This window comes from Kitasatospora sp. NPDC087314 (assembly GCF_044744365.1).
Classification (GTDB): domain Bacteria; phylum Actinomycetota; class Actinomycetes; order Streptomycetales; family Streptomycetaceae; genus Kitasatospora.
The window spans coordinates 249387-275058 of sequence record NZ_JBIUYE010000010.1 but is presented as its reverse complement, the minus strand read 5'-3'; the positions used below and the strand labels follow the sequence as shown (position 1 = coordinate 275058).

The following is a 25672-nucleotide window of genomic DNA, read 5'->3' as shown; positions in this document are numbered from 1 at the left end:
CCGCGCCCTGCCGGCCCGTCAGCACCTGCCCGCCCGCAGCACTCTGGAGCTCCTCGCAGTGGTCCGCCACCTCGGCGGCTCCTTCGGGGAGAACTGACGTCCGGCGCTCGAAGGCCGGTGGCAGGGCGGCTCGCTCGATGAGGTGAGGCGCGCCGATTGCTCTGTACGCGACGTACGGGGGCGGATTGAATCGGCTGCACCGTTGACCGGCGGCGCCCCTCCCGGCGGTGGGCCGGGCATCGTGCCGGCCCGGGCCCGCCAGGGGTGCCGGCGAAAAGGGGCGCGATGTCGGGTGGTCTGTTGAGATGGGGCAATTCGGACTCGTCGACGAGCCAGGCGGAGGTGGCCGTGCCGGAGCAGCGTGCGGATGAGGAACGTGCGCGAGCGGAGCAGCCGGTGGACTACGCGCCGGACCACCGCAGGCCGTACCTGATGCTGCCGCCGGTGGTCCGGCAGGCGGCCGCCTGGTCGGCGGCGGTGATCCTGCTGCTCGCCGTCGCCTCGCTGCTGGTCTTCGCGCTGGTCGAGCTGCGGGCCGCCACCGTGCCGGTGGTGCTGGCGCTGCTCGGGACCTCGCTGCTCTACCCGGCGGTGCCGTGGATGGTCCGGCGGGGCGTCAGCCGGGGGCTGGCCGCCGGGCTCACCTGCGTGCTGCTGGTCGCGGCCGTCTGCGGGGTGATCGCGCTGCTGGTCAACGCGCTGGTGCACAGCGCCCCGCAGATCGCCGCGTCCCTCCAGCAGGCCGGCGGCCGGCTCGCCGAGTGGCTCGGCCCGACCGGGGAGAAGATCCGGCACGCGCTGGACAACGCCAAGGGGGAGACCAACTCGCTGGTCTCGACCGTCACCAACGGCGTGCTGTCCGGCCTGGGTCTGGCCACCCAGCTGATCGCCGGCGGGGTGCTGGCGCTGGCCCTGGTGTTCTTCTTCCTCCGCGACGGCCACCGCACCGGCGACGCGATCCGCTCCTACCTGCCCGAGCGCAGCGCCGACACCGTCATCGCCTGCGCGGAGCGGGCCTTCGAGGCGATGGCCGGCTTCATGCGCGGCACCTCGCTGATCGCGCTGATCGACGCCACCTTCATCACCACCGGCCTGGTGGTGCTCGGGGTGCCCGGCGCGCCGGGGTTGGGCGCGCTGGTCTTCATGGGCGCCTACATCCCCTTCGTGGGGGCCTTCCTGTCCGGGGCGGCGGCCGTGCTGGTCGCGCTCGCCGACGGTGGGCTCGGGACGGCGCTGTGGGCGCTGGGCGTGGTGCTGGCGGTCCAGCTACTGGAGGGCAACGTCCTCCAACCCCTCATCCAGAGCCGGACGGTGGAGTTGCACCCGGCCACCATCATGGTCGCCGTGGTGGCGGGGTCCGGCATCGCGGGCATCCTCGGTGCGCTGCTCGCCGTCCCGGTCTGCGCCGCCGGCGTGGGCATCGTCTCGGTGCTGCGCGGCGTCCCCGCCCCGCGGGCCGCCCGCCGTGCGGGCAACGGCGGGTAGGGCCTGTCCGGGGTCGGTTGCGACGGCCGGGGCGGGCGTGCGAGGATCCTATTGCGACTAGAGTCGCAATAGTGGTGGAGGGGTTCCGATGGCACGACGGGGTGTGGAGCGGTTCGCGGTCGCCGAGGCGGGCGCCGGGCCGTACGGGGTCGCGGTGGGGCCGGACGGGGGCGTGTGGTTCACGCTGGTGCACGCCGGGGAGATCGGACGGCTGGCGGCGGACGGCACGGTCGCGCGGTACGGGCTCGGGGCGCCGCAGTGCGGGCCCTCGGTGATCACGGCCGGCCCGGACGGGGCGCTCTGGTTCACCCGGATGCGGGACCACCGGATCGGCCGGATCGACGTCGACGGCACGGCGAGCTCCTTCGCCGTGCCCACCGGGGACGCCGGGCCGTACGGCATCACCGCCGGGCCCGACGGCGCGCTGTGGTTCACCGAGCTGAACGCCGACCGGATCGGCCGGATCACCGTGGACGGCGAGGTGACGGAGTACCCGCTGCCGCAGACCGGCGCCTTCCCGTCGCTGATCACGGCGGGCCCGGACGGCGCGCTCTGGTGCACGCTCAACCAGGCGAACGCCGTCGCCCGGATCACCGTGGACGGCGAGGTGGCCGTCCACCCGCTGCCCACCGAGGGCACCGCCCCGGTCGGGATCACCGCCGGGGCGGACGGTGCGCTCTGGTTCGTCGGCATCGGCGGTGGCCTGGTCGGCCGGATCACGGTGGACGGTGAGGTCGCCGAGTACCCGCTGGCCGACCGGGCGGCCCGGCCGCACGCGATCGCGGCCGCCCCGGACGGCCGGCTCTGGTTCACCGAGTGGGGCGCGGGCCGGATCGGCGTGCTCGCACCGGACGGCCGGACCGGCGGGCCGCTCGACGCGTCGTTCGACGTGCCGTTCGACGGCTACGAGCTGCCCGGCCCGGGCGCCGAGCCGCACGGCATCGCCCTCGGCCCGGACGGCGCGGTGTACGCGGCGCTGGAGCGCGGCGAGCTGGTACGGCTGGCACCTGGCGGGACCTACGGCTGACGGCGCAGCAGCTCCTCCAGATCGGCCAGCAGGTCGAGCGCGGCGGCGCGGTCGGGCACCGCCGCCGGGGCGGGCGCGCGCTCGGCGATCACCCGCAGGGCGGCGGCGGCCTGGCGGGCGAACAGGGCGAGCAGGTCCAGCTCGGGCAGGCTGGACCGGGCCTGCGGGGCCGGGTCCAGCACCTCCAGGACGCCCAGCACCTTGCTGCCGTGCGTCAGCGGCGCCGCCATCAGTGCGTTCGGCACGTACGCGGTGGACTCGGCGAACGCCCGGTCGAAGGTGCGGTCGGCGCCCAGGTCGTCGACCACCATCGGCTCGCCCGAGGCGGCGACCCAGCCCGCGATGCCGCTGCCCGCCGGGAATCGGCGGCCCACCAGGGACTCCTCGCCGCGCCCCGAGACGGCCTGGAACACCAGCTCGCCGGCCGCCTCGTCGAGCAGGCAGACCGAACCGGCCTCGGCGCCGAAGATCGCGCGGGCCACGTCCACCACGGACTGCAGCAGCTCGCGGGCCAGCGGGTCGACGGCGGGATCAGTGCTGAGGGTCATCGGGCGCCTCCGTGGTGGGGGTGGACGGGCGGGTGCCGCCGCCGACCTGGACGTTGGCCGCGGTGAGGTAGAGCGCGCTCTTCAGCTGGAACGTCGTCAGCCTCGGGCGGCCGGACAGGATGCGGGCGCACAGCCCGGCGACGTACGGGGTGGCGAAGCTGTTGCCGGTGGTGCGGATGGTGGCGCCGCCGAGCCAGGGCACCCGGACGTTCTGGCCGGGAGCGAAGAACTCGACCGGCGGCGCCGGATTGTACAGGTGCAGGGCCGGGTCGTCCTCCTGGTGGCTGCCGACCGAGATGACCGAGGAGAACCGCCAGGGGTAGCTCTCCACCGGGGTGTTGTGGGCGGAGGCGACGATCGCGGTGCGGGCGAAGAACGCGTCGTCGGCGATCGCGTGCAGCTCCTCCAGGAAGCGGGTCCGGGTGGTGGAGAGGCTGAGGTTGACGACGTCGAAGCCCTGCTGGACGGCCCAGCGCAGCCCGGCGATCAGCATGTCGCCGGTGCCGGTGAAGCGCTCGCCCAGCACCCGGACGCTGTACAGCTCGCAGTCCGGGGCGGTGCGGCGGATGATGCCCGCGCAGGCGGTGCCGTGGCCGCAGGTGTCGCCGGTGTGGTCGGGGCGGATCACCAGCTCTCGGGTGGTCGGGTCCTTGACCACCGCCCAGGAGCCGTCCAGCGGGCCGACCAGCGGGTGGTCCGACTCGATGCCGGAGTCCACGACGCAGACCCGCACCCCCTTGCCGGTGCCCCCGCCGTCCGGGGCGGCGGTGTCGGCGAGCACCGGGAGGTCCGCGGCGGCCCGGCCGCGCAGGCTCCAGGTGAGGCCGGCCGGGCCGCTCACCGGGTGCCCCCGAGGCGCTCGGCCCGGCGCACACCCGGCAGGTGGCCCTTGGCGGCGAACCGGTCCCGGGCGGTGGCGGCCGCCACGGCGGCCTCCGCGGGCCGGTCGAGCAGCAGCAGCGCGTGGGCGCGGTCCAGCGCGGTGAGCGCCTGCAGCAGCAGCGACTCGGTGGCCTCGGCGGCCCGGACGGCGGACCCGGTCAGCTCCAGTGCCGGCTCGGTCTCGCCCCCGGCGGCGGCGAGCCGGCCGCGCAGCGCGTCCAGCTCGATCGCCAGCACCGGCGGCAGCGCCGCCGAGGCGTCGACACCGTCCAGGTGGCGGGCGGCCGGGCCCGGGCGGTCGGTGTCCAGCAGGACGCGGGCGGTGGTGAGGGCGAGCCGGGGCAGTGGGGCGGCGGCGCCCAGCCGGCGGGCGACCTCGGCGGCGTCGGCGAGCAGGTCCAGGGCCTGCCCGCTCTGGCCGGTGGCCGCCGCGGCCTGGGCGGTCAGGGCCGGCAGCGAGATCATCGCGTCGGCCAGCGACAGCTCGCCCGCCAGGCCGTTGGCCTCGGCCAGCAGCAGTTCGGCCTCGCCGGGCCGGTCGCGCAGGGCGAGCAGGACGGCCAGCGGGCCGTTCAGCGCGACCCGGACGGTCCGGTGGCCGGCGCCGTGCCCGGCGAGCAGGGCCCGCAGCCGGAAGACGGCGTTCGGCACGGGCTCGGGGCCCGCCAGCAGCGAGGCGGCCAGGGCGGCCAGCACGGCGGCCCGGTCCAACTCGGCGTCGGTGCGGGCGGCGTGGCCGAGGGCGTCGTCCAGCAGCCGCTCCGCCTCGGTGTGCCGCCCCGCCAGCAGGTGCTCCTCGGCCAGCCGCAGCCGGGCGCGGGCCTGGCCGAGGTCGTCCCCGAGGTCGGTGAACAGCGGCAGGACGGCGCGGGCGGTGGCGGCGGGCTGCTCCGGGCCGGGCGGCAGGCCGCGGGCGGCCAGGGCGAGCCGGGCGTGCGCGGCGTCCAGCGGGTCGGCGGCCGAGTCGCGGACCTGCGCCAGGACGGGCAGGGCCTCCTCGGCGCGGCCGAGCGCCAGCCGGGCCTCGCCGAGGCGGCGCAGGGTGGGGCCGGCGGTGCGCTCGTTCGGGTAGTGCAGCCGGACGGCGCGCTCCAGCAGGTCGGCGGCGGCGGGCAGGTCGGCGTGGCCGAGGGCCTGCGCGCCGGCCAGGCCGAGCGCGGCCGCCGCGCGGGTGCGCAGCGAGTCCGTCCGGGCGTCCAGCAGGCCGAGTTCGAGCCGGTAGCGGTGGGCGCGCTCCAGGTGGCCGCCGATGGCGGCGTCCCCGGCGGCGCGGACGGCCGGCAGGTCGGCGGCGCGCTCGTGGCGCTCGGCGCGGGCGCGCTTGGACATCGACTGGTAGACCGACTCCTGGACCAGGCCGCTGCTGAACCGGAAGCTGGTGCCGGCCGGTTCGACCAGGCGGCGCTCGGCCAGCCGGGCGAGCGCGGCGTGCAACCGCGGCGGGGTGGCGTCGCCGGTCTCGGGCAGGCCGGGGAGGCCGTCGATCGGGCCGGTGAAGACGTCGTCCTCGGGGTCGGCGAAGACGTCCTGGTCGGCGCCGCCGTGGGCGAGTTCGGCGAGTTCGGCGGCGGTGAAGGCGCGGCCGAGGACGGCGGCGAGGTCCAGTGTGGTGCGCTCGTCCCGCTCCAGGTCGTCGATCCGGGCGCTGAGCAGCGCCCGGCCGGTGGGCGGGAGTTCGTCGGCGAGGGTGGGGCCGTCCGCCTCGGTGAGGGCGGCCAGCAGTTCCTCCAGGTGCAGCGGGTTGCCCTCGGCGCGCTCCAGGAGGCGGGTCGGCACCGCGTCCTGGTGGGCGCTCAGCTCGGTCAACTGGGCGGCCAGCAGGGCCGACTCGTCCCAGGACAGGCCGCCGACCGGCAGCGCCGGCAGCTCCGGGCGGGAGGCCGGGAGCTCGGGGCGGGTCAGGCAGAGCAGCAGCACCGGGGCCGGGCCGAGCGCGGCGACCAGCCGCTCGGCGGCGTCCAGCAGCACCGGGCCGGCCCACTGGCAGTCGTCCAGGACGAGCACGGCCGGGCGCTCGACGGTGCGCCCGCGCAGGATCGCGGCCAGCCGGTCCAGGGACTCCTCGGCGCCCACCCCCGGGGCGGTGGCCGCGTCCAGCCGGGCCAGTGCCTCGGCGGGCGCGGTCGCCCCCGGGGCGCCCAGCAGGGCCCGGACGGCGTCCGCCAGCGGGGCCAGGACGCCCTGCTCGCCGTAGCTGCGGCAGCGGCCGGTGCCGCAGCGCGCGGTGTGCCGCCCCACCCGCTCCTGCCACTCGCGCACCAGCCGGGTCTTGCCGATCCCGGCCTCGCCGACGACGAGCAGCAGCTCGGCGCCCTGGCCGCCGGACGTCCGGACCAACGCAGCGTCCAGTCGGGCGAGTTCGCGCTCGCGGCCGACCAGCGGGACGTCGAAGCGGCGCAGCAGCTCGGGGTCGTCCTCGTCCAGCCCGACCAGGCGGTAGGCGGTGACCGGCTCGGTCTTGCCCTTGAGCCGCAGCGGGCCGACCTCGTGCACCTGGGCGGCCGGCCCGGCCGCGCGCAGGGTCTGCGGGCCGATCAGCACCTGGCCCGGCGCGGCCCGGGTCTGCAGCCGGGCGGCGATGTTCACCGTCTCGCCGGAGATCAGGGCCTGGCGCGCCGAGGCGTCCGAACCCGCCACCACCTGGCCGGTGTTGACGCCGATCCGGACGTCCAGGCGGACCCCGAGGGTGGCGTCCAGTTCGGTGTCGAGGTCCTCCAGGTCCTCCAGCATGGCGAGCGCGGCGGCCAGCGCCCGGTGGGCGTCGTCCTCGCGGATCACCGGGACGCCGAACACCGCCATCACCGCGTCCCCGATGAACTTCTCCAAGGTGCCGCCGTGCGCCTCGATCTGACGGTGCATCCGCTCGAAGTAGCGCAGGATCACCTCGCGCAGGGTCTCCGGGTCGAGCGCGCCGGACAGGGCGGTGGAGTCGACCAGGTCGCAGAAGACCACCGTGACCAGCTTGCGCTCCTCGGCGGCCAGGTCGAGGGCGGCGGCCCGGGAGGTGCCGCAGGAGGGGCAGAACTGGTCGTTCGTGCTCGCGAGTTGGGCGCAGAGTGGGCAGGGCATGGCGGCAGTCCTTCGCTAGTCCTTCGCGGTGCGGGGAGCGCGGGGCGGGTCCGGGCGTGCGGGCGTGCCGGGCCAGGCTCCCCGGGCCGGCTTCGGGCCCGGTTCGCAGCCGGCTTGCGGGCGGTATGGTCGCAGCTCGGAGCGGGTGCGGGGGCCCGCCGGGCGGGCCCGCGGGGCCGGCGGGGGCCGTCGACGGCGCCGTGACCTGCGGCCATACCGCCGCCGTACCGGTTCCCAGGCCGTGCGCAGCCCCGCCTCCCTACGGTCGTCACCACGGCGGACCCCCCTCCGTCGAACCCCTACCGATCAACCCAGCGAAGGGAGTTCAGCCATGGCCGAGAACATCGACCAGACCGTCGGCGAGGACGGCGAGGAGACCCCCGAGGTCGAGGCGCACGCCGCCAACGTCCTGGACCTGCAGGCGATGAAGGTCCTTCAGGACGCCTCCGACGGCAACTGCTTCAGCCTGATCAGCTACGTCAACTCCGCCGAGACCTCCGCCTTCTGACCGGCGGCAGGTCAGCGGTGTCCGGCCCGGGGGCGGTCGCACCACCGTCCCCGACCGCCGGGCGGCGCAAGGCGTTCCGGGGTGGTCCTGCCGACGCGGGACCGCCCCGGCCCGATTCCACCACCCCCCCCACGCCGGAGGACGGCCATGGCGCCCACCCCGCTCTCCCGTAACCGGGACTTCCGACTGCTCTGGGTCGGCGGCCTGCTGGCCTCGCTCGGCTCCCAACTCGCCTCGATCGCCCTGCCCCTGCTGGTCCTGCGGGAGACCGGATCGGCCGCCCAGGCGGGCGCCATCGGCACCGTGTCGGTCGGCGCACTGCTGCTCACCATGCTGCCCGGCGGCGTCCTCGCCGACCGGATCGAGCGACGCCGGCTGATGCGGGTGTGCGACGTCGGCAGCCTGCTCGCCGTCACCGCGCTGGTGATCGCCGTCCTGCGGGGCCACACCCCGCTGCCGCTGGTCCTGCTGGTGGCCGCCGCCGGGGCGCTGATCGCCAGCACCTACGGGCCCGCCGCCGGTGGCCTGCTGCGGGCGGCGGTGCCGCGCGAACAGGTCCGCGCGGCCTCCTCCCGGATGCAGGCGCGCGGCGCCGCCGCCCGGCTGATCGGGCCGCTCGGCGGCGGCGCGCTGTTCGCCTGGCACCCGGTGCTGCCCTTCCTCGCGGAGGGCGTCGGGCTGCTGCTCTCCACCATCTGCGTGGCGCTGATGCGCACCCGCTCGGTGCCCGCCGCCACGAGCGGGGCGGTGTTCAGCCGCAGCGAGCTGACCGCCGGGCTGACCTTCATCTGGCGCCAGCCCTACCTGCGCACCCTGCTGCTGATCTTCGGGCTCGGGATGAACTTCGCGTTCAGCGCGCTGATGTTCGCCACCCTGGCCGTCGCCTCCGACGGCGGCCGCTCCGGCGTCGGCGGCGGCACCGTGGTCTCCTTCACCGCGGCCGGTGCCCTCGCAGGTGCGCTGCTCGCCCCGAAGCTGGACGCCAGGGCGCGCGACGGCAGCCTGGTGGCGCTCAGCTGCTGGGCGGCCGCCGTCACCGCGGGCGTGCTGGTGCTGACCCGGGCGCCGGTGCTGATCGGGCTGCTCTGCGCGGTGTGCATGTGCCTGTCCACGGTCGCCAGCATCGGCTTCGTCTCGGGCATGCTGCTCGCCGCGCCGCCCGACCGGATCGGCCGGGTGCAGAGCGCCGCCGGCTTCCTCTCCACCCTGGTCCAGCCGTTCGGTCCGCTGGCGGGCGGCGCGCTGCTCGGCACCCTCGGCGGCACCAGGACCTTCGCCCTGCTGGCGCTCGGCATCGCGCTCTGCGCGGCCGTGGTCACCTGGGCGCCGCCGGTCCGGCGCGGCCCGGCGCCGGTGCCCGCCGTCTGAGACCGCTCACCATGTGCCAGGCGGTCTGAACCGTCCAGCGACCCGGAAGAGGAGGCGTGCCATGGCCGGCGCCCAGGAGACCCAGCTGTACTGCCTCGCCGACCCGACGTACTACGACACCCCCGGCCGGCTCCGCGACCGGGCCGACCGGTACCCGCTGGGGCTCGGCGCGCCGCCCGCCGGCTGGCGGCGCGAGCAGCGCGGGCTGTGGACGGCGCTGCGGCCGGACGGCGCCCGGCTGCCGGAGCAGGGCTGGAAGATCCACGTCTCGGCCGTTCCGGAGGAGGCCGAGGAGACGCTGGCGGCCGTCGCGCGGATCTGCACGGCGCGCCGGACGACCTTCAAGTTCCTGCGCGGGGACGCGGCGCTGCGGGTCGCGAACGGCAAGTACACGGGGCGCGGGAGCAGCGGCAAGTTCGTCACCGTCTACCCGGAGTCGGAGGCGGAATTCCTCGCGGTGGCCGGGGAGTTGGCCGAGGTGCTGGCGGGCCGCCGAGGGCCGTACGTGCTCACCGACCTGCGGATCGGGACGGCCCCGGTGTACGCGCGCTACGGCGCCTTCGTCGAGCTGTGGTGCCAGGACGGCGACGGGCGGCCCGTCCCCGCGCTGCGCGACCCGTCCGGCGCGCTCGTCCCCGATCGGCGCGACCCGGTGTTCCGGCTGCCCGCCTGGGTCGAGCCGCCCGAGGCGCTGCGCCCGCACCTGGCCGCCCGGGAAGCGGCCGGCGGTGACCTGCCGTACCGGATCGTCGAGGTGCTGCAGTTCTCCAGCGCCGGCGGGATCTACCTCGGCGAGCACCGGAGCACCGGGGAGCGGGTGGTGCTGCGCGAGGCCCGCCCGTACGCCGGGCTGGACGCCGCCGGGGACGATGCCGTGACCCGCCTGCGGCGTGAGCGCCGGGCGCTGGAACGGCTCGCCGGCCTGGACTGCGTGCCCCGGCTGCACGAGGTCCGCACCGTCTGGGAGCACACCTTCCTCGTCCAGGAGCACATCGAGGGCGTCCAGCTGTACGCCGAGGCGATCCGCCGCTATCCGCTGGTGCACCAGAACTGCACCGCCGAGCAGCGGGCCGAGTACGCCGGGTGGGTGGCCGGGGTCGTCGCCGGGCTGGAGAAGGCGCTCGGCGCCCTGCACGAGCGCGGCGTCCGGTTCGGGGACCTGCACCCGGCCAACGTGATCGTCCGGCCGGACGGCTCGGTGGTGCTCGTCGACTTCGAGTACGCGGACGAAGTCACCGGCCGCCGGGTGCCGCTCGCCGGCGCGGGCGGACTCCAGCCCCCGCCCGGGCTCGACGGCGCCGACGCCGACCGCTACATGCTCTGGGCCACCTGGCTGATGCTGCTGATGCCGGTGATGGAACTGGCCGAGCGCGACCCCGGCAAGCTGGCCGGACTGGAACGGCGGGCCCGGGACTGGTTCGGGCTCGGGTCGGAGGAGGGGCCGGTGCGGCCGGGTGCCGTGACGCTGGTGGAATCGGTCGCCGAGCGGCGGGTGCGGGAACTGCTCGCCGGGCCCGCACTCGACGCGGTCGGCGACGAACTCGTCGCCGGGATCCACGCCGGGGCCACACCCGACCGGCCCGACCGGCTCTTTCCCGGCGACCCGGCCGGATTCGCCGACGGCGGCACCGGCGTCGCGCACGGCGCGGCCGGCGTGCTGTACGCGCTGCACCGGGCCGGGGCGCCCTGCCCGGAGGAGTACGCGGACTGGCTGGTCGCGGCGATGCGGCGGCGCGGCCCCCGGCCGGGCGCGGGCGGCCTGTACGACGGGCCGCTCGGGGTGGCGGCGGTCCTGGCCCGGATCGGGCGCGCCGAGGAGGCGGCCGAGCTGGTCGCCCAGGTCCGCGAGGCCCGGCCCGCGCCCACCGTCGCCCTGTACGGCGGGCGGGCCGGCACCGCGCTCGCCCGGCTGCGGCTCGCCGACACCCTCGGGAGCCCGCGCGAACTCGCGGACGCCCTCGCCGACGCGCGGGCGCTCGACGCGGTGCTGCGGGGCGAGGCCGTCGCCGGGCTCGCCGAGCCGACGGCGGCCGGACTGCTGTACGGGCTCGCGGGGATCGCCCTGGTGCAGCTGAGGCTGTACCGGCGGACCGGCGAGGACTGGCTGCTGGCCTCGGGGCGCGAGGCGCTGGCCCGGGCCATGGCGCAGTGCGTGCGGGTGCCGGACGGGTCCGTGCAGGTCCTCGACCGGGGGCGGCGGCTGGCCTACCTCGACCGGGGCAGCAGCGGGATCGCGCTGGTCGCCCGGGAGTACCAGGCGCTCGGAGCGGGCGGGTTCGACGGGTTCCTGGCCGATGTGCGGCGGGTGTGCGCACCCGGGTTCGTCCGGGAGCCGGGGCTGTTCCGGGGCCGGACCGGGCTGCTGCTGGCGTTGGACCGGCTGGGCGGTGCGGCGAGCCGGGAGAGCGTCCTCGGGCAGGTGCGGAAGCTGCAGTGGCACCTGGTGGCGCGGCCGGAGGGACTGCTGGTCCCGGGGATGCGGCTGCGGCGGTTCTCGGCGGACCTGCACACCGGGGCGGCGGGCGTGCTGTTGGCCCTGCGGGCGCTGGAGGGCGGGGAGTTGCTGGACGTGCTGACGCTGGGGTGAGGGGCGCGGTGGGCCGGGCCGGCTTCAGATGCGGGTGTCGGCGAGGGTCGTGGCGTGTTCGCGGGCGTGGAGGTGGGTGAGGCGGGGGAGGGCGTAGAGGGCGGCGTGGGCGGTGACCTCGCCGGTGGGGGAGGTGACGGCGCCGGTGTCGGTGAGGGCCTCCAGGGCGCGCAGGGCGAGGCGTTCGGGGCGGCCGAGGGCGGCGGCGGCCTCGGGGAGGGTGAAGAGCAGGGAGAGCGGGAGGGCGGCGAGGCGGCCGAGGGCGAGGCGCCCCTGGTCGGTGAGGTCGCGCCAGCCGGAGTCGAGGCGGGCGCGGACGGTGACGTCCCCGGCGACGAGTTCGTCCAGGGCGCCGGCCGGGTCGGCGAGGCGGGCCGCGTACTCGGCGAGCGGCAGGTGGCGCAGGACGGCGAGCCGGGTGCCGGCGACCCGGACGGCGAGCGGCAGCAGCCCGCAGGCCTCGGCGATCCGGGCGGCCGCCGCGCGGTCGGTGCCGATCCGCCCGGTGCCGACGATCCGGCCGAGCAGGTCGAGGGCCTCGGCGAGGGCGAAGGGCGGGACGGTGATCCGGTGCACCGAGGCCAGCCCGGCGAGTTGGCTGCGGGAGGTGACGAGGGTGGCGCTCGGGCCGAAGCCCGGCAGCAGGTCGCGGACCACGGCCTCGCCGGGGGCGTCGTCGAGGATCAGCAGCATCCGGCGTCCGGCCAGTGAGGCCCGCCAGAGGGCGGCGGCCTGTGCCGGGTCGGCCGGGCCGGGGCCCGACCGGCCGGTGAGGACGGCGAGTTCGGCGAGGATGTCGGCGAGCGGGCGCGGGGTGCCGTCCTCGGTGCGCAACCGGATCAGCAGCCGGCCGTCCGGGAAACGGTCGGCGAGCAGGTGTCCGGCGTGCACGGCCAGGGTGGTCTTGCCGCTGCCGGCCGGGCCGGAGAGTATCGCGACGCGTTCGCCGCCTTCGCCCAACTCGTCGATCAAATCGAGCAGTTCGGCAGAGCGACCGGTGAAGTCGGCGGTGTCGGCGGGTAGCAGCGCGCTGTTCGGGCCGGCGTCCCGGGCCGGTCTGGAGGTGGCGGGCCGGGCGGGGCCGCGGGCGAGCAGCTGCCGGTAGCGGGTGGTCAGGGCCGGGCTGGGTTCCAGTCCCAACTCGCGGGCGAGCAGCTGGCGGTGGGCGTCGTAGACGGCGAGTGCCTCGGCCTGCCGGCCGGACAGGTGCAGGGCGTTCATCCGGGCGGCCTGGAGGCGTTCGCGCAGCGGGTGGCGTTCGGCCAGTTCGGCGAGTTCCTCGGCGACGGCCGTGGCGTTGCCGAGCTCCAACTCGGCCTCCGCCCAGTCCTCGTGGACGCCGAGGCAGCGGGCCTCCAGCCGGTCGGCCTCCGCCTCGACGGCGGGCGAGCAGCGCAGGTCGGCGAGCGGCGGGCCCTGCCACAGGTCGAGGGCCTGGCGCAGCAGCCGGGCGGCGGGGGCGAGCGCGCCGCCGTCGGCGGCGGCCCGGCCGGCCCGGGCGAGGGCGCGGAACTGCAGGACGTCGAGCTCGGGTTCGGCGACCCGCAGCAGGTAGCCTCCGGCGGTGTGGGCCAGCCGGTCGGGGCCGGCGCCGCGGCCGAGCAGGGTGCGCAGGGCGCAGATGTAGACCTGGAGGTTCTTACGGGCGGTGCGCGGCGGTTCCTCGGGCCAGACCGCGTCGGTGAGCAGGTCGACCGGGACGGCCGTGTTGGCGCGGCTCAGCAGGACGGCGAGTACCAGCCGCTGCTTGAGCGGGCCGAGGGCGAGCGGCCGGCCGTCCACCTCGCCGGTCAGCGGGCCGAGCACGGAGAAGCGCGGCCGGGCGGGGGCGGCGGGCTGGGCCAGGGGCATCGGCGTACCTCCGGGGCGTGGGTGGGGGCGTGCGGGGGCGTGACCGGCGGTGGTGCGGCGTGGGCGCAGGCTACTTGACAGCTGATCCGATCTGTAGGGCACGGAATCGGACCGGTTCGGTCACCCGACCCGCACACGTCGGTCACCCGGGGGAGCGGACGCCAGGGGGTGGCGGCCGCCACGGTGTGTGGTGTCGCGGCAGGTGGGGCGGGGCGGGCGGCGGCGGCGGGGTGCGGTGGTGGGCCGGCGGCGGGGGCGCGGGCCGACGGCCGGTCAGGGGCGGTCCGGGGGCGCGGGCGCGGGGCGCTTCCGGTGTTTCTCCAGCGGCGCTCGTCGACGGGGTGAGCGCCGCCCGAGGGGCCGGGGCGTCGGCGGGAGGTCACCGGAGGTCCCGGTCCGGGCGCCGGAACGCGGGCCGAGCGGCCCCGGGCGCGCGGGCCGAACGGCCCTAGGGCGCCGGTGCGGTGCGTCCCGATCATGGATCGCCAGCTATTCGCACGACGTTCCTTAAGGAGTGCGTCCTTGAGCGCCACCCCGGCACAGGGCGACCCCACGCCACCGCCAACCGCCGTACCACCGGAGTCGGTTCGGGCCCGACGGCCCGGTTCGGCCGTGGTCAGACTGCTGACCACCACCGACCACAAGACGATCGGCTCCATGTACCTGGTGTCGGCGTTCGGGTTCTTCCTGATCGGCGGTGTCCTGGCGCTGGTCATGCGCGCCGAACTCGCCCGGCCCGGCACCCAGATCCTCTCCAACGAGCAGTTCAACCAGGCCTTCACCATGCACGGCTCGGTGATGCTGCTGCTCTTCGCGATGCCGCTGTTCACCGGCTTCGCCAACTGGATCATGCCGCTGCAGATCGGCGCTCCGGACGTCGCCTTCCCGCGACTGAACATGCTGTCCTTCTGGCTGTTCATGTTCGGCTCGCTGATCGCCGCCGCCGGCTTCGCGACCCCGCAGGGCGCCGCCGACTTCGGCTGGTTCCTCTACGCGCCGCTGTCCGACGCCGTCCACTCGCCCGGCGTCGGCGCCGACATGTGGATCATGGGTGTGACGCTCTCCGGCTTCGGCAGCATCCTCGGCGCGGTCAACTTCATCACCACGATCATCTGCATGCGCGCCCCCGGGCTGACCATGTTCCGGATGTCCATCTTCTGCTGGAACGTGCTGCTCACCTCGGTGCTGGTGCTGCTGGTCTTCCCCGTCCTGGCCGCCGCGCTGCTCGCCCTCGAATGCGACCGCAAGTTCGGCTCGCACGTCTTCGACCCGGCCAACGGCGGGGCGATGCTGTGGCAGCACCTGTTCTGGTTCTTCGGCCACCCCGAGGTGTACATCCTGGCGCTGCCGTTCTTCGGGATCGTGTCGGAGATCATCCCGGTGTTCAGCCGCAAGCCGATGTTCGGCTACGCGGGGCTGATCGCCGCCACGGTCGCCATCGCGGGCCTGTCGGTGACGGTGTGGGCGCACCACATGTACGTCACCGGGCAGGTGCTGCTGCCCTTCTTCTCCTTCATGACCTTCCTGATCGCCGTCCCGACCGGGGTCAAGTTCTTCAACTGGGTCGGCACCATGTGGAAGGGCTCGCTCAGCTTCGAGACACCGATGCTGTGGACCGTCGGCTTCCTGGTCACCTTCCTGTTCGGCGGCCTCACCGGCGTGCTGCTCGCCGCCCCGCCGATCGACTTCCACGTCTCCGACTCGTACTTCGTCGTCGCCCACTTCCACTACACGCTGTTCGGCACGGTGGTCTACGCGATGATGGCGGGCTTCCACTTCTGGTGGCCCAAGATGACCGGCAAGAAGCTCGACGAACGGCTCGGCCGGATCAGCTTCTGGACCCTCACCATCGGCTTCCACGCCACCTTCCTGGTCCAGCACTGGCTCGGCGCCGAGGGCATGCCGCGCCGCTACGCCGACTACCTCGCCTCGGACGGCTTCACCACCCTCAACACCGTGTCCACCATCGGCTCCTTCCTGCTCGGGCTGTCGATCCTGCCGTTCCTCTACAACGTCTGGAAGACGGCCAGGTACGGCGAGAAGGTCGAGACCGACGACCCGTGGGGCTTCGGCCGCTCGCTGGAGTGGGCCACCTCCTGCCCGCCGCCGCGGCACAACTTCGTCCGGCTGCCGCGGATCCGCTCCGAGTCCCCGGCCTTCGACCTGCACCACCCCGACATCGCGGCGCGGGACGTCCTGGAGAACAGCGGCGCACCGGCCACCCACCTGGGCGACGTGACCCCGGCGGCCTACGACCGGCCGCGCACCCGGGCGGAGCGGGCGCGGTCCGCCGCGGACGGCTGACGCGGTCGCCCACCCCCGAACGCCGCCCACCCCCGAACGCCGCCCACCCCCGAACGCCGTCCACCCCGAACGCCGTCCCCGCCCGCCCGCCGCCCCCGTCACCGGGCGGGCGGGGACGGCTCCACCCCTGCGACCCGGAAGGCCGGCCCCATGACCCACACCGTCCTCGCCATCGGTACCGCCGCCCTCACCGCGAGCGGCTGCGTCTGGTACCTGCCCGCCATCGCCGACCTCCAGGCCGGCGCCGACCGGCCCCGCTCCACCCGGACGGCCGCGGCCGCCTGCGTCCTCTGGTGGGCGGCCCTGGCCCTGGCCGGCGGGCTGCTGCTCGCCCAGCCCGACTGGCGGCCCGCCGCGCAGATCGCCCTCGCCGGGCTGGTCGGCGGGGCGGCGCTGCGGGTCCGCGCCCGATCGGAACGGCGCGGGGAGCAGCGGGAGTCCGCCGTCCACTGGGCCGCTCTGGACGCCGGGCCGGCGCCGCGCTCCGGGCGTCCCGCCGCGGTCGCCCTCGCGGGGTGGCTGGTCGTCGGTGCGGCGGTCGCCTCGCTGGGCGCGGTGGCGATCCTGCTGTCGGGCGAGGGCGGCCAGGGCATCCGGGTGGCGCTCGCGGCGGCCTGCGGGGCGGTGGTCGCGCTCGCCTTCCTGCTGGCGGGGCTGGGCAGCGCGCGGCGGCGCTGAGGCGTCCTGCGGTACGGGCGGCGCGGCTCCTCCGGGAGCCGCGCCGCTGCTGCGCTCCGGGGTGCGGGAGCGGCCCGGGGGCCGTTCGTCGGGCCGGAATGGGGTCGTTGGGCCCTGGGCCCGGGGCCGGTGACCGGGGATGATGCCGCTGGGACCCGCCGGGAGTGTGCGGGGGTGACGAAGGTGGAGCCGCGTGATGGCGACCAAGACGGCGGGCGCCGGAGCGCCGGCGCCGGTCCGGGTGTTCCTGCTGGACGACCACGAGGTGGTGCGCCGCGGGGTGCACGACCTGCTGGACGGCGAACCGGACCTGGAGGTGGTCGGGGAGGCCGCCACCGCCGAGCAGGCGCTCGTCCGGGTGCCCGCGCTGCGGCCCGACGTGGCGGTGCTGGACGTCCGGCTGGGCGACGGGGACGGGGTGTCGGTCTGCCGGGAGCTGCGGTCCCGGATGCCCGGGCTGGCCTGCCTGATGCTGACCTCCTTCGACGACGAGGAGGCACTGCTCGACGCCGTGATGGCGGGCGCCGCCGGATACGTGCTGAAGCAGATCAGCGGGACGGACCTGGTGGCCGCCGTACGGACCGTCGCCTCGGGTCGCTCGATGCTCGACCCCGGTGCGGCCACCCGGCTGCTGAACCGCCTGCGCAACGACGCCGAACCCGCCCAGCCGGTCGTCACCGGGCCAGCCCTGACCGCGCGCGAGCAGGAGGTGCTGGCGCTGATCGGGGAGGGCCTGACCAACCGGCAGATCGGCGAGCGGCTCTACCTCGCCGAGAAGACGGTGAAGAACCACGTGTCGCGGCTGCTCGCCAAGCTGGGCGTGGAGCGGCGGGTGCAGGCGGCGCTGATCGCCACCGAGCTGCGCCAGGCGTCGGCCGCCGCGCAGGCGTCGCAGCCGCGGTCCCGCTGGCGCTGACGGCCCGTCCTCCCACGGCCCGTCCGCTGCCGGCCGGGTGGGACCCCCGGCGGGACCATCGGCCCTCGCGGCGAGGCCACCGCCGGGGCGAGCATCGAGGGCATGAACGGTGATCACGACCTGCTCGAACTTGACCGGGAGCGGGCGTTGGACCTGCTGGCCCGGGCGGCGGTCGGCCGGGTGGTCTACACCATCCGAGCCCTCCCGGCGGTGCTGCCGGTGCGCTTCCGGCTGGACCTGTCGGACGGCGGCGGCGTCCTGCTCTCGGCCCCGGCCGGCTCCGAACTGGCGCGGGCCGTGGACGACGCCGTGATCGCCTTCGAGGCCGACGAGGTGGACGGCGCGGACGGCTCCGGCTGGTACGTCACCATCCTCGGCCGCGCCCAGGTCGGCCCCGCCGCCGGACGCACGCCCGGGGCCGTCCGGATCCGCATCCGCCCGGAACTGGTCGTCGGCCGGCGGCTCTCCCCGATCCGCTCGCACGATCCCGCCACGATCCGCCGCACTTCCGGTCGGGCGGGGGAGGAGAAGTGATCGACGGCGACGCCCGGGCCGTCGAGCGGCTGCCTGCCTTCCGTGCCTGAGGAGGTGTCACGGCTCCAGCAGCGAGCGGGCCGTGCGGTGGAGTTCCCCCGGACGGCGGCCGGGGCCCTAGGGCGTGTTTGCAAAGTCGCGTCGGACCAGGCCGCGGCGTTGGGCGCCCGGCTGGGCGTGCGCCCGGATCGTCCTCGTACTGGACGTACTTGGGCGATTCGGGCGTGCGTCCAGGTGGGGGTACGTCCCGGCCGGAGGCTGGGGGAGGATGCCCGGCGTCGCGGACCCGGCGGGACTTTGCAAACACGCTCTAGGCTGGGCCGGACACCGCCGACGGAGGGACAGGACGGATGATCGACCCCGGGATCGCCGCCCTCTACGCGCGGGACGAGACCTGCCGGACGCTGGGCATCGCGCTGGACGAGGTGTCCGCCGGCCGCGCGGTGACGCGGATGACGGTGGCCGCGACGATGGTGAACGGGCACGGGACGGCGCACGGCGGCTACCTGTTCCTGCTGGCCGACGCCGCGTTCGCGTTCGCCTGCAACAGCCACGGCCCGGTCACCGTCGCGCAGGCGGCGCAGGTCGCCTTCCTCGCCCCGGCGGCGGTCGGGGACGAGCTGGTGGCGGAGGCGGTGGAGCGGTCGCGGGCCGGGCGCAGCGGGATCTACGACGTGACGGTCCGGCGGACGGACGGGAAGGTCATCGCCGAGTTCCGCGGGCAGAGCGTGGCGATCGGGGGCAGGCCGCAGGCCGGCTGACCCGCCCTGTTCAGCCGGCCTGCGGTGGTCAGGGCTGCGGGCGCTCGTCCAGGACCTGCTGGAGCTTGCCGGTGCGCGGATTGGTGACCAGCTCGGAGCGCGGCACCCACTCCACCGCGAGGTCGTGGATGCTGCCCAGCGCGACCTCTGCGGGGTAGAGCGGCAGGGCCGTGTACACCGCCTCGACGAGCCGGTCGGCGAGTTCGGGGTCCGGCCGGCACCCGGTGTGGCCGAGGCGCAGGATCAGGCCGTCGCGTCCCGCCCAACGGCGTTGGACGAGTTGCATCCCGGTGATGTGGCGGTCCGGGTCGGCGGCGAGCAGCACGGTCCGGATCTCCTCGGTGGGCAGGGCGACGGTGCCGACCCGGGCGCCCTCGGTGGAGCGGCCGAGCAGGCGGAAGCGGCGGCGGTGGGCGTCGGTCCACTCGGCGCGGTCGCCGGTGGGATAGCGCAGGATCGGCATCAGGGTGCGGAACAGGTTGGTGACCACGACCCGGCCGGGCGTGCCGGGGCTGGTGATCGCCTCGCCGGTGACGTCGTCGACCAGCTCCACCACCGTCCGCTGGGGGAAGGCCTCGTGCACCCGGACGTCGTCGCCGGGGACGGGCGAGCCGACCAGCCCGGCGTCGTTGGAGGCGTAGCCGACCGAGGCGACGGCCGCCCTGGGGAAGGCCCGGGCGAGGAGCGGCCGCAGGTCGGCGAAGAGCAGGTCGCCGCCGAACAGCAGCAGTTCCACCCCGTCGGCCGTCTCCCCGCGCCGGACCAGGCACTCGGCGACGGCGCTGAGCTTCATCGGCTCGCCGGCCAGCACGTGCACGCCGAAGCCGGCGATGAGGTCGGCGATGTACGGGTCGGGTGCGGCGCCGCCGACGCCCAGCCGGACGTTGTCCACCGGCGCGTGGTGCAGGGCGTTCTCGATGTAGAGGAAGCCGCCGTAGAGTTCGCCGGCCGTGAACAGGTTGGCCACCCGGTGTCCGGGTCTGAGGCCCGCCCGGACGAGTCCGGCACCGAAGGCGGTGACCGAGTCGGCGTGCTCGGTGCGGGTCCAGGGCGAGAACTTGGGGACGCCGGTGGTGCCGCCGGTCCTGTAGACGCCGGCGTCGCTGAGCGGTCCGGTCAGGACCCGGTTGTCGGGCCAGGTGTTGGCGGCCCAGAAGGCGGCCTGGTCGACGAGGGGGAGCCGGTCGAGCTGGTCGACGGCGGGGGGCAGGTCGCGGTACAGCTCGGCGTAGAACGGTGAGTTCGCGCGGGCGAAGGCGATCAGCTCGGCCAGGGGCTTGGCGGGCATGGGGTCGACTCCCTTGCTCAGGAGGAATGTTCGGGCTGCCCGAGCCAGGTCCGGGCGAGGGATTGGACGGTGGAGCCGTCCGGGTCGGCGAGTTTGGCGGCCAGGTAGTCGGCGGCCCAGCGGTTGGCGGGCACCCGGAACGGTGGGCGGTCGGCGAGCAGGGTCCGCACCACGACGTCGGCGATCTCCCGGGCCGGCTGCCCGGCCGACTCCCAGCCCTGGCCGCCGACCCAGTCCAGGTAGCCGGCGAAGGTCGGTGCGTACGGGCCGGAGGCGGCGTGGACGGTGGTGCGGTCGATGTCCGGGAAGACGCCGAACCGGGTGTCCGGGACGTACCCGGGCACGACCACGGAGACCTGGACGCCGTGCGCCGCCGCGACCGGGGCGAGCGCCTCCAGGAAGCCCTCGACGGCGAACTTGGCGGCGCAGTAGGCCTCGTTGAAGGGTTGGCCGACCACGCCGTGCACGCTGCCGACGGTGACCAGGCGGCCCCCGGCGGCCCGCAGCAGCGGCAGCGCGGCCCGGCTGACGGCGGCCACGCCGAAGAAGTTGACCTCCAGGTTGGCGCGCAGCGCCGCGTCGGTGGACATCTCCAGCGTCGGGTCGGAGTTGGCGACGCCCGCGTTGTTGACCACGGCGTCCAGCCGCCCGTACGACCGGGCGACGCCGTCCAGGCAGTCGGCGATCGAGCCGGGGTCGGTGACGTCGAGGCGGCGGACGTCCACGGCGGTGCCGACGGCCTCGGCGGCCCGCCGCAGCTCCCCGGCGCGGCCGGGCTCGCGCATGGTGGCCACCGTGGTGTAGCCGGCCCGGGCCGCCGCGACGGCGGTGGCCAGGCCGATGCCGGAGGACGTCCCGGTGATCAGCAGGACCTTGCCGTCGGCGCTCACGGCGCGCTCTCCGCGAGCTCCGTCGCGGCGGCCGGCTCGCGCTCGGCGGCGTCCAGCAGTGGCTGGAGGCCGAGCGCCGGGAGGAAGGAGCAGGCGGCCAGCAGGGTGCCGCCGGCCATCACGGCCCGGGCCGCGTCCAGGATGCCGAGCGGGCCGGTGAGCAGGGTGACGGCCAGGCCGCCGACCAGTGCGGCGAGCGGGATCACGCCCCAGGTGACGGTCCGGAAGGCGGCGTGCATCACGCCCTGGTTGCGGGCGGACATCCGGGACTGCCGGGCGGGCGCGCTGCACACGTTGATGCAGGACATGAAGAAGCCGTAGCAGCCCATGGTCACCGCGATCACCGGCCCGGACGGCAGCGCGGGCGCGGCGAGCAGCCCGAGGCCGACCAGGCAGTGCAGCAGCAGCGACCAGGCCATCGTCCGGCCCAGGCCGAACCGCCGGCTGATCCGCGGGGCGACCACGGCGCCGAGCAGCGCGCCGAGCGCGGCGACCGACATGGCCGCGCCGAAGCCGCCGACCGTCACGCCCAGGCCGCGGTAGGCGAGGACGGGCAGCACGGTGACGAACACCGGCCCGCCGCAGTTGAGCGTGACGGCCGCCAGCACCACGCGGCGCAGCACCGGGTCGGCCCAGTTGAGCCGGAAGCCCAGGGCCAGCCGCTCCCGGATCGAGCCGGGGTCGACCGTCCGCTCACCCCACGGGCTCATGTACCGGAAGCAGACGGCCGAGACCAGGTAGCTGGCCGCGTCGACCAGCAGGGCGGCCACCCCGAGCGCGCCGTAGAGGGCGGCGGCGATGGAGGGGCCGGCGACCTCGGAGACCGAGCCGCTGCCCTCCAGCCGGGAGTAGGCGCGGACCATGCCGTCCTCGGGCACCACGGCGGGGACGGCGACCAGGTAGCCGACGTTGAAGAAGATCGTCGCGCCGCTGATCACCGCCACGCAGCCGAACAGCAGCGGGGTGGACAGCGCGTCGAGCCGGTACGCGAGCGGGATCGCCGCCACCGCGACCAGCCGGACCAGGTCGCAGCCGAGCATCGTCCGGCGCTTGTCCCAGCGGTCGACCAGCACCCCGGCGATCGGCCCGAGCAGCGGGATGCCGAGGTACTGGGCCATCGCCACCACGCCGACCTGGAGGGCCGAGGCGTGCAGCACGAAGATCATCAGGGTCGGGACGACGAACACGGTGACCTTGTCGCCGACCAGGCTGACGGTCTGCCCGGCCCAGAACAGGTCGAAGCCGCGGCCGAGCGGCGCCGGGCGCTCGGCCGTCACGCACCCTCCCGCAGGACCAGGCCGGCGGTCTTGCCGGTGCGGCCGTTGCTGACGAGTTCCTCGACCGGCCGCACCCGGAAGGACTCCGGGTCGTGCTGGAAGGCGGTGCTGAGCGTGAAGGTGGCGGCGAACAGCTCCGTGCGCAGCCGCTCCGCGTCGGGCGCGGCGCCCTGGCCGCCGGTGAGCAACAGGACCTCCACCGCGGTGGCCCGGCCGCGCCGCTCGGTGAGCACCACCTGCGCCCGGGCCACGCCCGGCGCGCGCTCGGCCCGGGCGATCAGCTCGTCCACGTCCAGCCCGAGGCCGCGCACCTGGACGACGCTGTCGCGCCGGCCCAGCACCCGCATCGCGGAGCCCGGGCGCCCGCACGGGCAGGCCGTCAACTCGCCCGCATCGCCGGTGCGGTAGCGCAGCACCGGGTTGAGCATCTCGGGGTTGAGGGTGGTGAAGTCGAGCAGGCCGTCGTCGTCGGCGTGGACCAGCTGGTCGGGCAGCGGGTGGAAGGTGTCGGCCGGGCAGTCGGGGGTGTTGGTGGCGACCACCCAGGTCTCGGTGCTGCCGAACATCCCCCAGCGCCGCGCGTCGGGCGCCACCACGGCCAGGTCCTCGGCGAGTTGGGGCTGCCAGGCCTCGCCGAGCCACAGCACCTTGCGCAGCGCGGGGAGCCGGAGCCCGGCGGCGCGGGCGTGCGCGAACCACAGCCGCAGCACGCTGGGCGTCCCGCCGATGGCCGTCACCCGGCGCGCGGCGAGGAAGGCCAGCCAGTCGCCGTACTCCTGCGGGGCGACCGAGCCGAGCGCGATGATCCGGCAGCCGGCGAGGTCGGCGAGCGCGGCGGCGAGGAAGTGCGCGCCCCACATCCGGCCGGCGCCCCAGACGTTGACGAAGACGTCCGTACGGTCGAGCGGCTGCCAGTGCGCGTGCACGCCGGCCATGTAGAAGCCGGTGGGGGCGTAGCCGACCTGCGGGGCGCCGGTGCTGCCGCCGCTCTGGAACAGCCAGGTGGCGGCCTGCTCGGCGGCGGGCTCCAGGTGGGCGAGGGCGGTGTTGAGGTCCTCCTTGGCCAGCGGCGGGACGGTGGCGAGCCGGTCGAGGGTGTGGATGTTGACGTGGCTGGCGTAGCGCGGGGCCAGGGCGGGGACGCTGCGCAGCCGCTCCAGCGTGCGGCGGGCCACCTGCAGTCGGGGCTCGGCGGCTTCGGGGGACAGGGAGAAGGAGGCGGTCATCGGGGGTCCGTCCGGTGGTCGGGGGTGAGGGCAGGGGCAGGGGTGGGGCCAGGGGTCGGGTCGAGGGTGAGCGGGCGGGCGCCGTCGGCGAGCCATGTGGCGTGGCCGTCGCGGTAGGCGGCGAAGCGGGCGCGGGTGACGTCCCGCTGGAGGGTGCGGTCCGGGTCGGCGAGGTCGGGGGCGATCACGCCGTCCGGCTCCAGCTCGGAGAACCAGTACTGCTCGCCGTCGTACAGGAAGTCGACGCAGAAGAACGGGATCGGCAGCCGCTCGGCGAACCAGGCGGTGGCGGCGGCGAGTTCGGGCGGCACCGGGGGGAACTCCATGGCGCCGCCCCGGCTGGCGTTGGCGACCGGCGAGCCGGGCTCCGGGGTCCGCTTCATCACCGCGTACGGCTCGCCGTCGACGACGTACACCCGGTAGTCGATCGTGCCGTCGCCCAGGTAGGGCTGGACGACCAGCGTCGTGTCGCCGCCCTGGGCGAGGCTGGCCAGCCCCCGGATGTCCTCGGGGCCGCGGGCCAGGTTGATCCCGCCGCCGCCGCACCAGCCGGCGGGTTTGACGATGGCCGGGTAGGTCATGCCCCCGAGCGCGATCTCGTAGCCGTGCTTGCCGATGTCCCGGCCGGTGCCGATCCGCACCGTCGGGATGATCGGCACCGGGGAGCCGCGCAGGAACAGCAGGGTGGCGAGCTTGTCGTTGCCGATCAGCGAGACCTGCGGCGGGAACGGCAGGTAGAACCCGGCCTGTTCGAGCACCGCGTACAGCGCGTACTGGTTGAAGACGTCCATCGACTGGTACGGCAGGGAGTAGAGCGCGGTGATGAACAGGGTGTCCTCGGGGGTGACCGGCTCGTCCTCCACGTAGACCCGGGGACGGCCGGGCCCGGTGGCGTCCACCGTGACGGCGTCCGGGGCGTGCCTGGTCCAGCTCAGGCCGAGGTCGGCGGCGCTCTCGGCGTAGAGGTCCCAGAAGAAGCCGTGCCACAGCTCGGCCATCCGGGAGGACTCCCGGTCGGGGAAGATCCAGCACAGGCGGCGCAGTTCGCCGGGCGGGGCGGGTGTGCTCATCGCGCTCATCACGCTCCTCGCGGTGCGGCGGACGGCGCGGACCACCAGCGGCGGCCGGCTTCCGGGAGGGTGTCCACCGGGTCGTAGTAGGGGTGGCGCCGGTCGAGCGGGGCGTCCGGGCCGTCGGCGCCGCCCGCCGGGCCGGTGCGGTGGTTCTTGGTCCAGTACGAGATGCCGCGCTCGCGGTCGTAGGCCACCGCCTGGTGCACCCAGCGCTTGCCGACGTGCGGGACGTCGCAGACGATGCGCGGGGTGGCGTAGCCGGGCAGGTAGCCCATGATCGCCTCCTGGAGGCGCTGCGCCTGGTGCAGCGGGGTGCGCCAGTGCTCGGCGCCCGGGATCACGTCGCAGAGGTAGAAGTAGTACGGCAGGATGTTCGCCTCGCCCTGGAGGGCGAAGCAGAGGTCCAGCAGGTCCTCGGGGGTGTCGTTGACGCCCCGCATCAGCACGCCCTGGTTGCGGACGTCCCGCACGCCCGCGTCCAGCAGCGCCCGGGCGGCCTCGGCGACCAGCGGGGTGACGGACCGGACGTGGTTGGCGTGGGTGTGCACCGCGAGGTTCACCGCGCGGCGGGCGGCCAGTTCGGCGACCCGGGCCAGGCCGTCCAGCAGCCGGGGCTGCAGCCAGTGCTGCGGCAGGCCCACCACGGCCTTGCTGGCGAGCCGGACGTCCCGGACCGAACCGAGGTCCAGCAGCCGCAGCAGGAAGGTCTCCAGGCGCGGCCAGGGGACGTTGGCGAGGTCGCCGCCGGAGACCACCACGTCGCGCACGGCCGGGGTGCGCTTGAGGTAGTCGAGCATCTGCTCCTGCCGCTCGGCGGGGCGCAGCAGCAGCCGGGTCTTGACCACCTGCACGGTGGAGGTGCCGACCAGGTCCATCCGGGTGCACTGACCGCAGTACTGCGGGCAGGTGGCGGTCAACTCGGCCAGCACCTTGGTGGGGTAGCGGTGCGTCAGGCCCTCCACGGCCCACATGTCCGCCTCGTGCAGCGAGTCCCGCTCGGCCCTGGGGTGGCTGGGCCAGCGCGGGAGCCGGTCGGTGCGCACCGGCAGCATGTAGCGGCGCACCGGGTCGGCCAGGAACGCCTCGGTGAAGGACCGCGGATCGGCCGGCGCGTCCGGGGCCATGGTGTTCAGCAGCTGCGGCGGAAGCAGCATCGGCATGGTGGCGAACTCGGCCTGGTCGGCCGCGAGTTCCTGGTAGAAGCGGTCGGTGAGCCGGTCGCCGACGACCGACTGCAGCTGCCGGGCGGTCTTGACCGAGTGGGCCCGCTGCCACTGGGGGGCGCGCCACTGCGCCTCGGTGACGCGGCGCCAGCCCGGCAGCCGCCGCCAGTCGGGCTCGACCAGCGCCGTCCGCACGTACTGGTACGGCTGGCGGATCACGGGGTGCTCCATGTCCGG

Annotated in this window: 20 protein-coding genes; 10 read left to right on the top strand and 10 right to left on the bottom strand. The window is 75.7% G+C overall.

Translation table 11 applies throughout. The features are described from left to right. The first annotated feature begins 432 nt into the window (after positions 1–432). Entirely contained in the window at positions 433–1485 is a 1053-nt protein-coding gene (locus ACIO5E_RS23145; protein ID WP_400671055.1) for an AI-2E family transporter, read from the top strand. Between the two features lie 88 nt (positions 1486–1573). Further along, entirely contained in the window at positions 1574–2512 is a 939-nt protein-coding gene (locus ACIO5E_RS23140) for a virginiamycin B lyase (protein ID WP_400670832.1), read from the top strand. On the opposite strand, the gene ACIO5E_RS23135 is transcribed toward ACIO5E_RS23140, so the two are convergent. Genes ACIO5E_RS23135 through ACIO5E_RS23125 form a run of 3 tightly spaced genes read right to left on the bottom strand, consistent with a single transcriptional unit; the run spans position 2503 to position 7011 of the window. Further along, positions 2503–3060, bottom strand: coding sequence for a GAF domain-containing protein (locus ACIO5E_RS23135; RefSeq protein ID WP_400670829.1), 558 nt, complete (start codon positions 3058–3060; stop codon positions 2503–2505). The two genes, ACIO5E_RS23140 and ACIO5E_RS23135, sit on opposite strands and share 10 nt — an antisense overlap. Continuing rightward, entirely contained in the window at positions 3044–3901 is an 858-nt protein-coding gene (locus ACIO5E_RS23130; RefSeq protein ID WP_400670827.1) for a S8 family peptidase, read from the bottom strand. The genes ACIO5E_RS23135 and ACIO5E_RS23130 overlap by 17 nt, the downstream gene beginning before the upstream one ends. Further along, entirely contained in the window at positions 3898–7011 is a 3114-nt protein-coding gene (locus ACIO5E_RS23125) for an adenylate/guanylate cyclase domain-containing protein (RefSeq protein WP_400670825.1), read from the bottom strand. The genes ACIO5E_RS23130 and ACIO5E_RS23125 overlap by 4 nt, the downstream gene beginning before the upstream one ends. Before the next feature lie 331 nt (positions 7012–7342). Here ACIO5E_RS23125 and ACIO5E_RS23120 point away from each other — a divergent pair, with 331 nt between their 5' ends. The 3 genes from ACIO5E_RS23120 (at position 7343) to lanKC (ending at position 11474) form a co-directional block, all read left to right on the top strand. Further along, entirely contained in the window at positions 7343–7519 is a 177-nt protein-coding gene (locus ACIO5E_RS23120) for a hypothetical protein (RefSeq protein ID WP_400670823.1), read from the top strand. A 147-nt stretch (positions 7520–7666) separates the two neighbouring features. After that, on the top strand, positions 7667–8887 hold the full coding sequence (locus ACIO5E_RS23115; protein WP_400670820.1) for an MFS transporter: 1221 nt from the start codon (positions 7667–7669) through the stop codon (positions 8885–8887). Between the two features lie 61 nt (positions 8888–8948). Continuing rightward, entirely contained in the window at positions 8949–11474 is a 2526-nt protein-coding gene (gene lanKC, locus ACIO5E_RS23110) for a class III lanthionine synthetase LanKC (RefSeq protein ID WP_400670817.1), read from the top strand. A 24-nt stretch (positions 11475–11498) separates the two neighbouring features. Here lanKC and ACIO5E_RS23105 read toward each other — a convergent pair whose 3' ends face one another. Then, positions 11499–13325: a BTAD domain-containing putative transcriptional regulator gene (locus ACIO5E_RS23105; protein WP_400670814.1), complete on the bottom strand. Its 1827-nt coding sequence runs from the start codon at positions 13323–13325 to the stop codon at positions 11499–11501. 477 nt (positions 13326–13802) lie between these two features. On the opposite strand from ACIO5E_RS23105, the gene ctaD reads away from it, so the two are divergent. The 5 genes from ctaD (at position 13803) to paaI (ending at position 18518) form a co-directional block, all read left to right on the top strand. Then, a complete protein-coding gene (ctaD, locus tag ACIO5E_RS23100; protein WP_400670811.1) occupies positions 13803–15629 on the top strand; it encodes a cytochrome c oxidase subunit I in 1827 nt (608 codons plus the stop codon). Between the two features lie 150 nt (positions 15630–15779). Beyond that, positions 15780–16307, top strand: coding sequence for a hypothetical protein (locus ACIO5E_RS23095; protein WP_400670808.1), 528 nt, complete (start codon positions 15780–15782; stop codon positions 16305–16307). A 196-nt stretch (positions 16308–16503) separates the two neighbouring features. After that, positions 16504–17223 (top strand): response regulator, encoded by a 720-nt coding sequence (locus ACIO5E_RS23090; RefSeq protein WP_400670806.1) that lies wholly within the window; start codon positions 16504–16506, stop codon positions 17221–17223. A 102-nt stretch (positions 17224–17325) separates the two neighbouring features. Next, positions 17326–17757 (top strand): pyridoxamine 5'-phosphate oxidase family protein, encoded by a 432-nt coding sequence (locus tag ACIO5E_RS23085; RefSeq protein ID WP_400670804.1) that lies wholly within the window; start codon positions 17326–17328, stop codon positions 17755–17757. 350 nt (positions 17758–18107) lie between these two features. Next, positions 18108–18518, top strand: coding sequence for a hydroxyphenylacetyl-CoA thioesterase PaaI (paaI, locus tag ACIO5E_RS23080; RefSeq protein WP_400670802.1), 411 nt, complete (start codon positions 18108–18110; stop codon positions 18516–18518). Positions 18519–18546: 28 nt separating this feature from the next. On the opposite strand, the gene ACIO5E_RS23075 is transcribed toward paaI, so the two are convergent. The 6 genes from ACIO5E_RS23075 to ACIO5E_RS23050 are packed head-to-tail and all read right to left on the bottom strand — an operon-like array spanning position 18547 to position 25666. Beyond that, entirely contained in the window at positions 18547–19806 is a 1260-nt protein-coding gene (locus tag ACIO5E_RS23075) for a phenylacetate--CoA ligase family protein (RefSeq protein WP_400670799.1), read from the bottom strand. A 17-nt stretch (positions 19807–19823) separates the two neighbouring features. Continuing rightward, positions 19824–20696: an SDR family NAD(P)-dependent oxidoreductase gene (locus tag ACIO5E_RS23070; protein ID WP_400670796.1), complete on the bottom strand. Its 873-nt coding sequence runs from the start codon at positions 20694–20696 to the stop codon at positions 19824–19826. Continuing rightward, the gene (locus tag ACIO5E_RS23065) at positions 20693–21973 is read right to left on the bottom strand and encodes an MFS transporter (RefSeq protein ID WP_400670793.1); all 1281 of its coding nucleotides are present in this window, start codon (positions 21971–21973) and stop codon (positions 20693–20695) included. Before ACIO5E_RS23065 ends, ACIO5E_RS23070 begins: the two co-directional genes overlap by 4 nt. Then, positions 21970–23199, bottom strand: coding sequence for an AMP-binding protein (locus ACIO5E_RS23060; RefSeq protein WP_400670792.1), 1230 nt, complete (start codon positions 23197–23199; stop codon positions 21970–21972). The genes ACIO5E_RS23065 and ACIO5E_RS23060 overlap by 4 nt, the downstream gene beginning before the upstream one ends. Next, complete coding sequence (locus tag ACIO5E_RS23055) at positions 23196–24278, bottom strand: RimK family alpha-L-glutamate ligase (protein ID WP_400670790.1); 1083 nt, start codon at positions 24276–24278, stop codon at positions 23196–23198. The genes ACIO5E_RS23060 and ACIO5E_RS23055 overlap by 4 nt, the downstream gene beginning before the upstream one ends. Then, positions 24278–25666 (bottom strand): KamA family radical SAM protein, encoded by a 1389-nt coding sequence (locus ACIO5E_RS23050; RefSeq protein ID WP_400670787.1) that lies wholly within the window; start codon positions 25664–25666, stop codon positions 24278–24280. The genes ACIO5E_RS23055 and ACIO5E_RS23050 overlap by 1 nt, the downstream gene beginning before the upstream one ends. Positions 25667–25672 lie beyond the last annotated feature (6 nt).

Coding starts and splice junctions, on each gene's coding strand:
- ACIO5E_RS23145 (WP_400671055.1), top strand. CDS start 433: ATGCTGCCGCCGGTGGTCCGGCAGGCGGCCGCCTGGTCGGCGGCGGTG.
- ACIO5E_RS23140 (WP_400670832.1), top strand. CDS start 1,574: ATGGCACGACGGGGTGTGGAGCGGTTCGCGGTCGCCGAGGCGGGCGCC.
- ACIO5E_RS23135 (WP_400670829.1), bottom strand. CDS start 3,060: ATGACCCTCAGCACTGATCCCGCCGTCGACCCGCTGGCCCGCGAGCTG.
- ACIO5E_RS23125 (WP_400670825.1), bottom strand. CDS start 7,011: ATGCCCTGCCCACTCTGCGCCCAACTCGCGAGCACGAACGACCAGTTC.
- ACIO5E_RS23120 (WP_400670823.1), top strand. CDS start 7,343: ATGGCCGAGAACATCGACCAGACCGTCGGCGAGGACGGCGAGGAGACC.
- ACIO5E_RS23115 (WP_400670820.1), top strand. CDS start 7,667: ATGGCGCCCACCCCGCTCTCCCGTAACCGGGACTTCCGACTGCTCTGG.
- lanKC (WP_400670817.1), top strand. CDS start 8,949: ATGGCCGGCGCCCAGGAGACCCAGCTGTACTGCCTCGCCGACCCGACG.
- ACIO5E_RS23105 (WP_400670814.1), bottom strand. CDS start 13,325: ATGCCCCTGGCCCAGCCCGCCGCCCCCGCCCGGCCGCGCTTCTCCGTG.
- ctaD (WP_400670811.1), top strand. CDS start 13,803: ATGGATCGCCAGCTATTCGCACGACGTTCCTTAAGGAGTGCGTCCTTG.
- ACIO5E_RS23095 (WP_400670808.1), top strand. CDS start 15,780: ATGACCCACACCGTCCTCGCCATCGGTACCGCCGCCCTCACCGCGAGC.
- ACIO5E_RS23090 (WP_400670806.1), top strand. CDS start 16,504: ATGGCGACCAAGACGGCGGGCGCCGGAGCGCCGGCGCCGGTCCGGGTG.
- ACIO5E_RS23085 (WP_400670804.1), top strand. CDS start 17,326: ATGAACGGTGATCACGACCTGCTCGAACTTGACCGGGAGCGGGCGTTG.
- paaI (WP_400670802.1), top strand. CDS start 18,108: ATGATCGACCCCGGGATCGCCGCCCTCTACGCGCGGGACGAGACCTGC.
- ACIO5E_RS23075 (WP_400670799.1), bottom strand. CDS start 19,806: ATGCCCGCCAAGCCCCTGGCCGAGCTGATCGCCTTCGCCCGCGCGAAC.
- ACIO5E_RS23060 (WP_400670792.1), bottom strand. CDS start 23,199: ATGACCGCCTCCTTCTCCCTGTCCCCCGAAGCCGCCGAGCCCCGACTG.
- ACIO5E_RS23055 (WP_400670790.1), bottom strand. CDS start 24,278: ATGAGCGCGATGAGCACACCCGCCCCGCCCGGCGAACTGCGCCGCCTG.
- ACIO5E_RS23050 (WP_400670787.1), bottom strand. CDS start 25,666: ATGGAGCACCCCGTGATCCGCCAGCCGTACCAGTACGTGCGGACGGCG.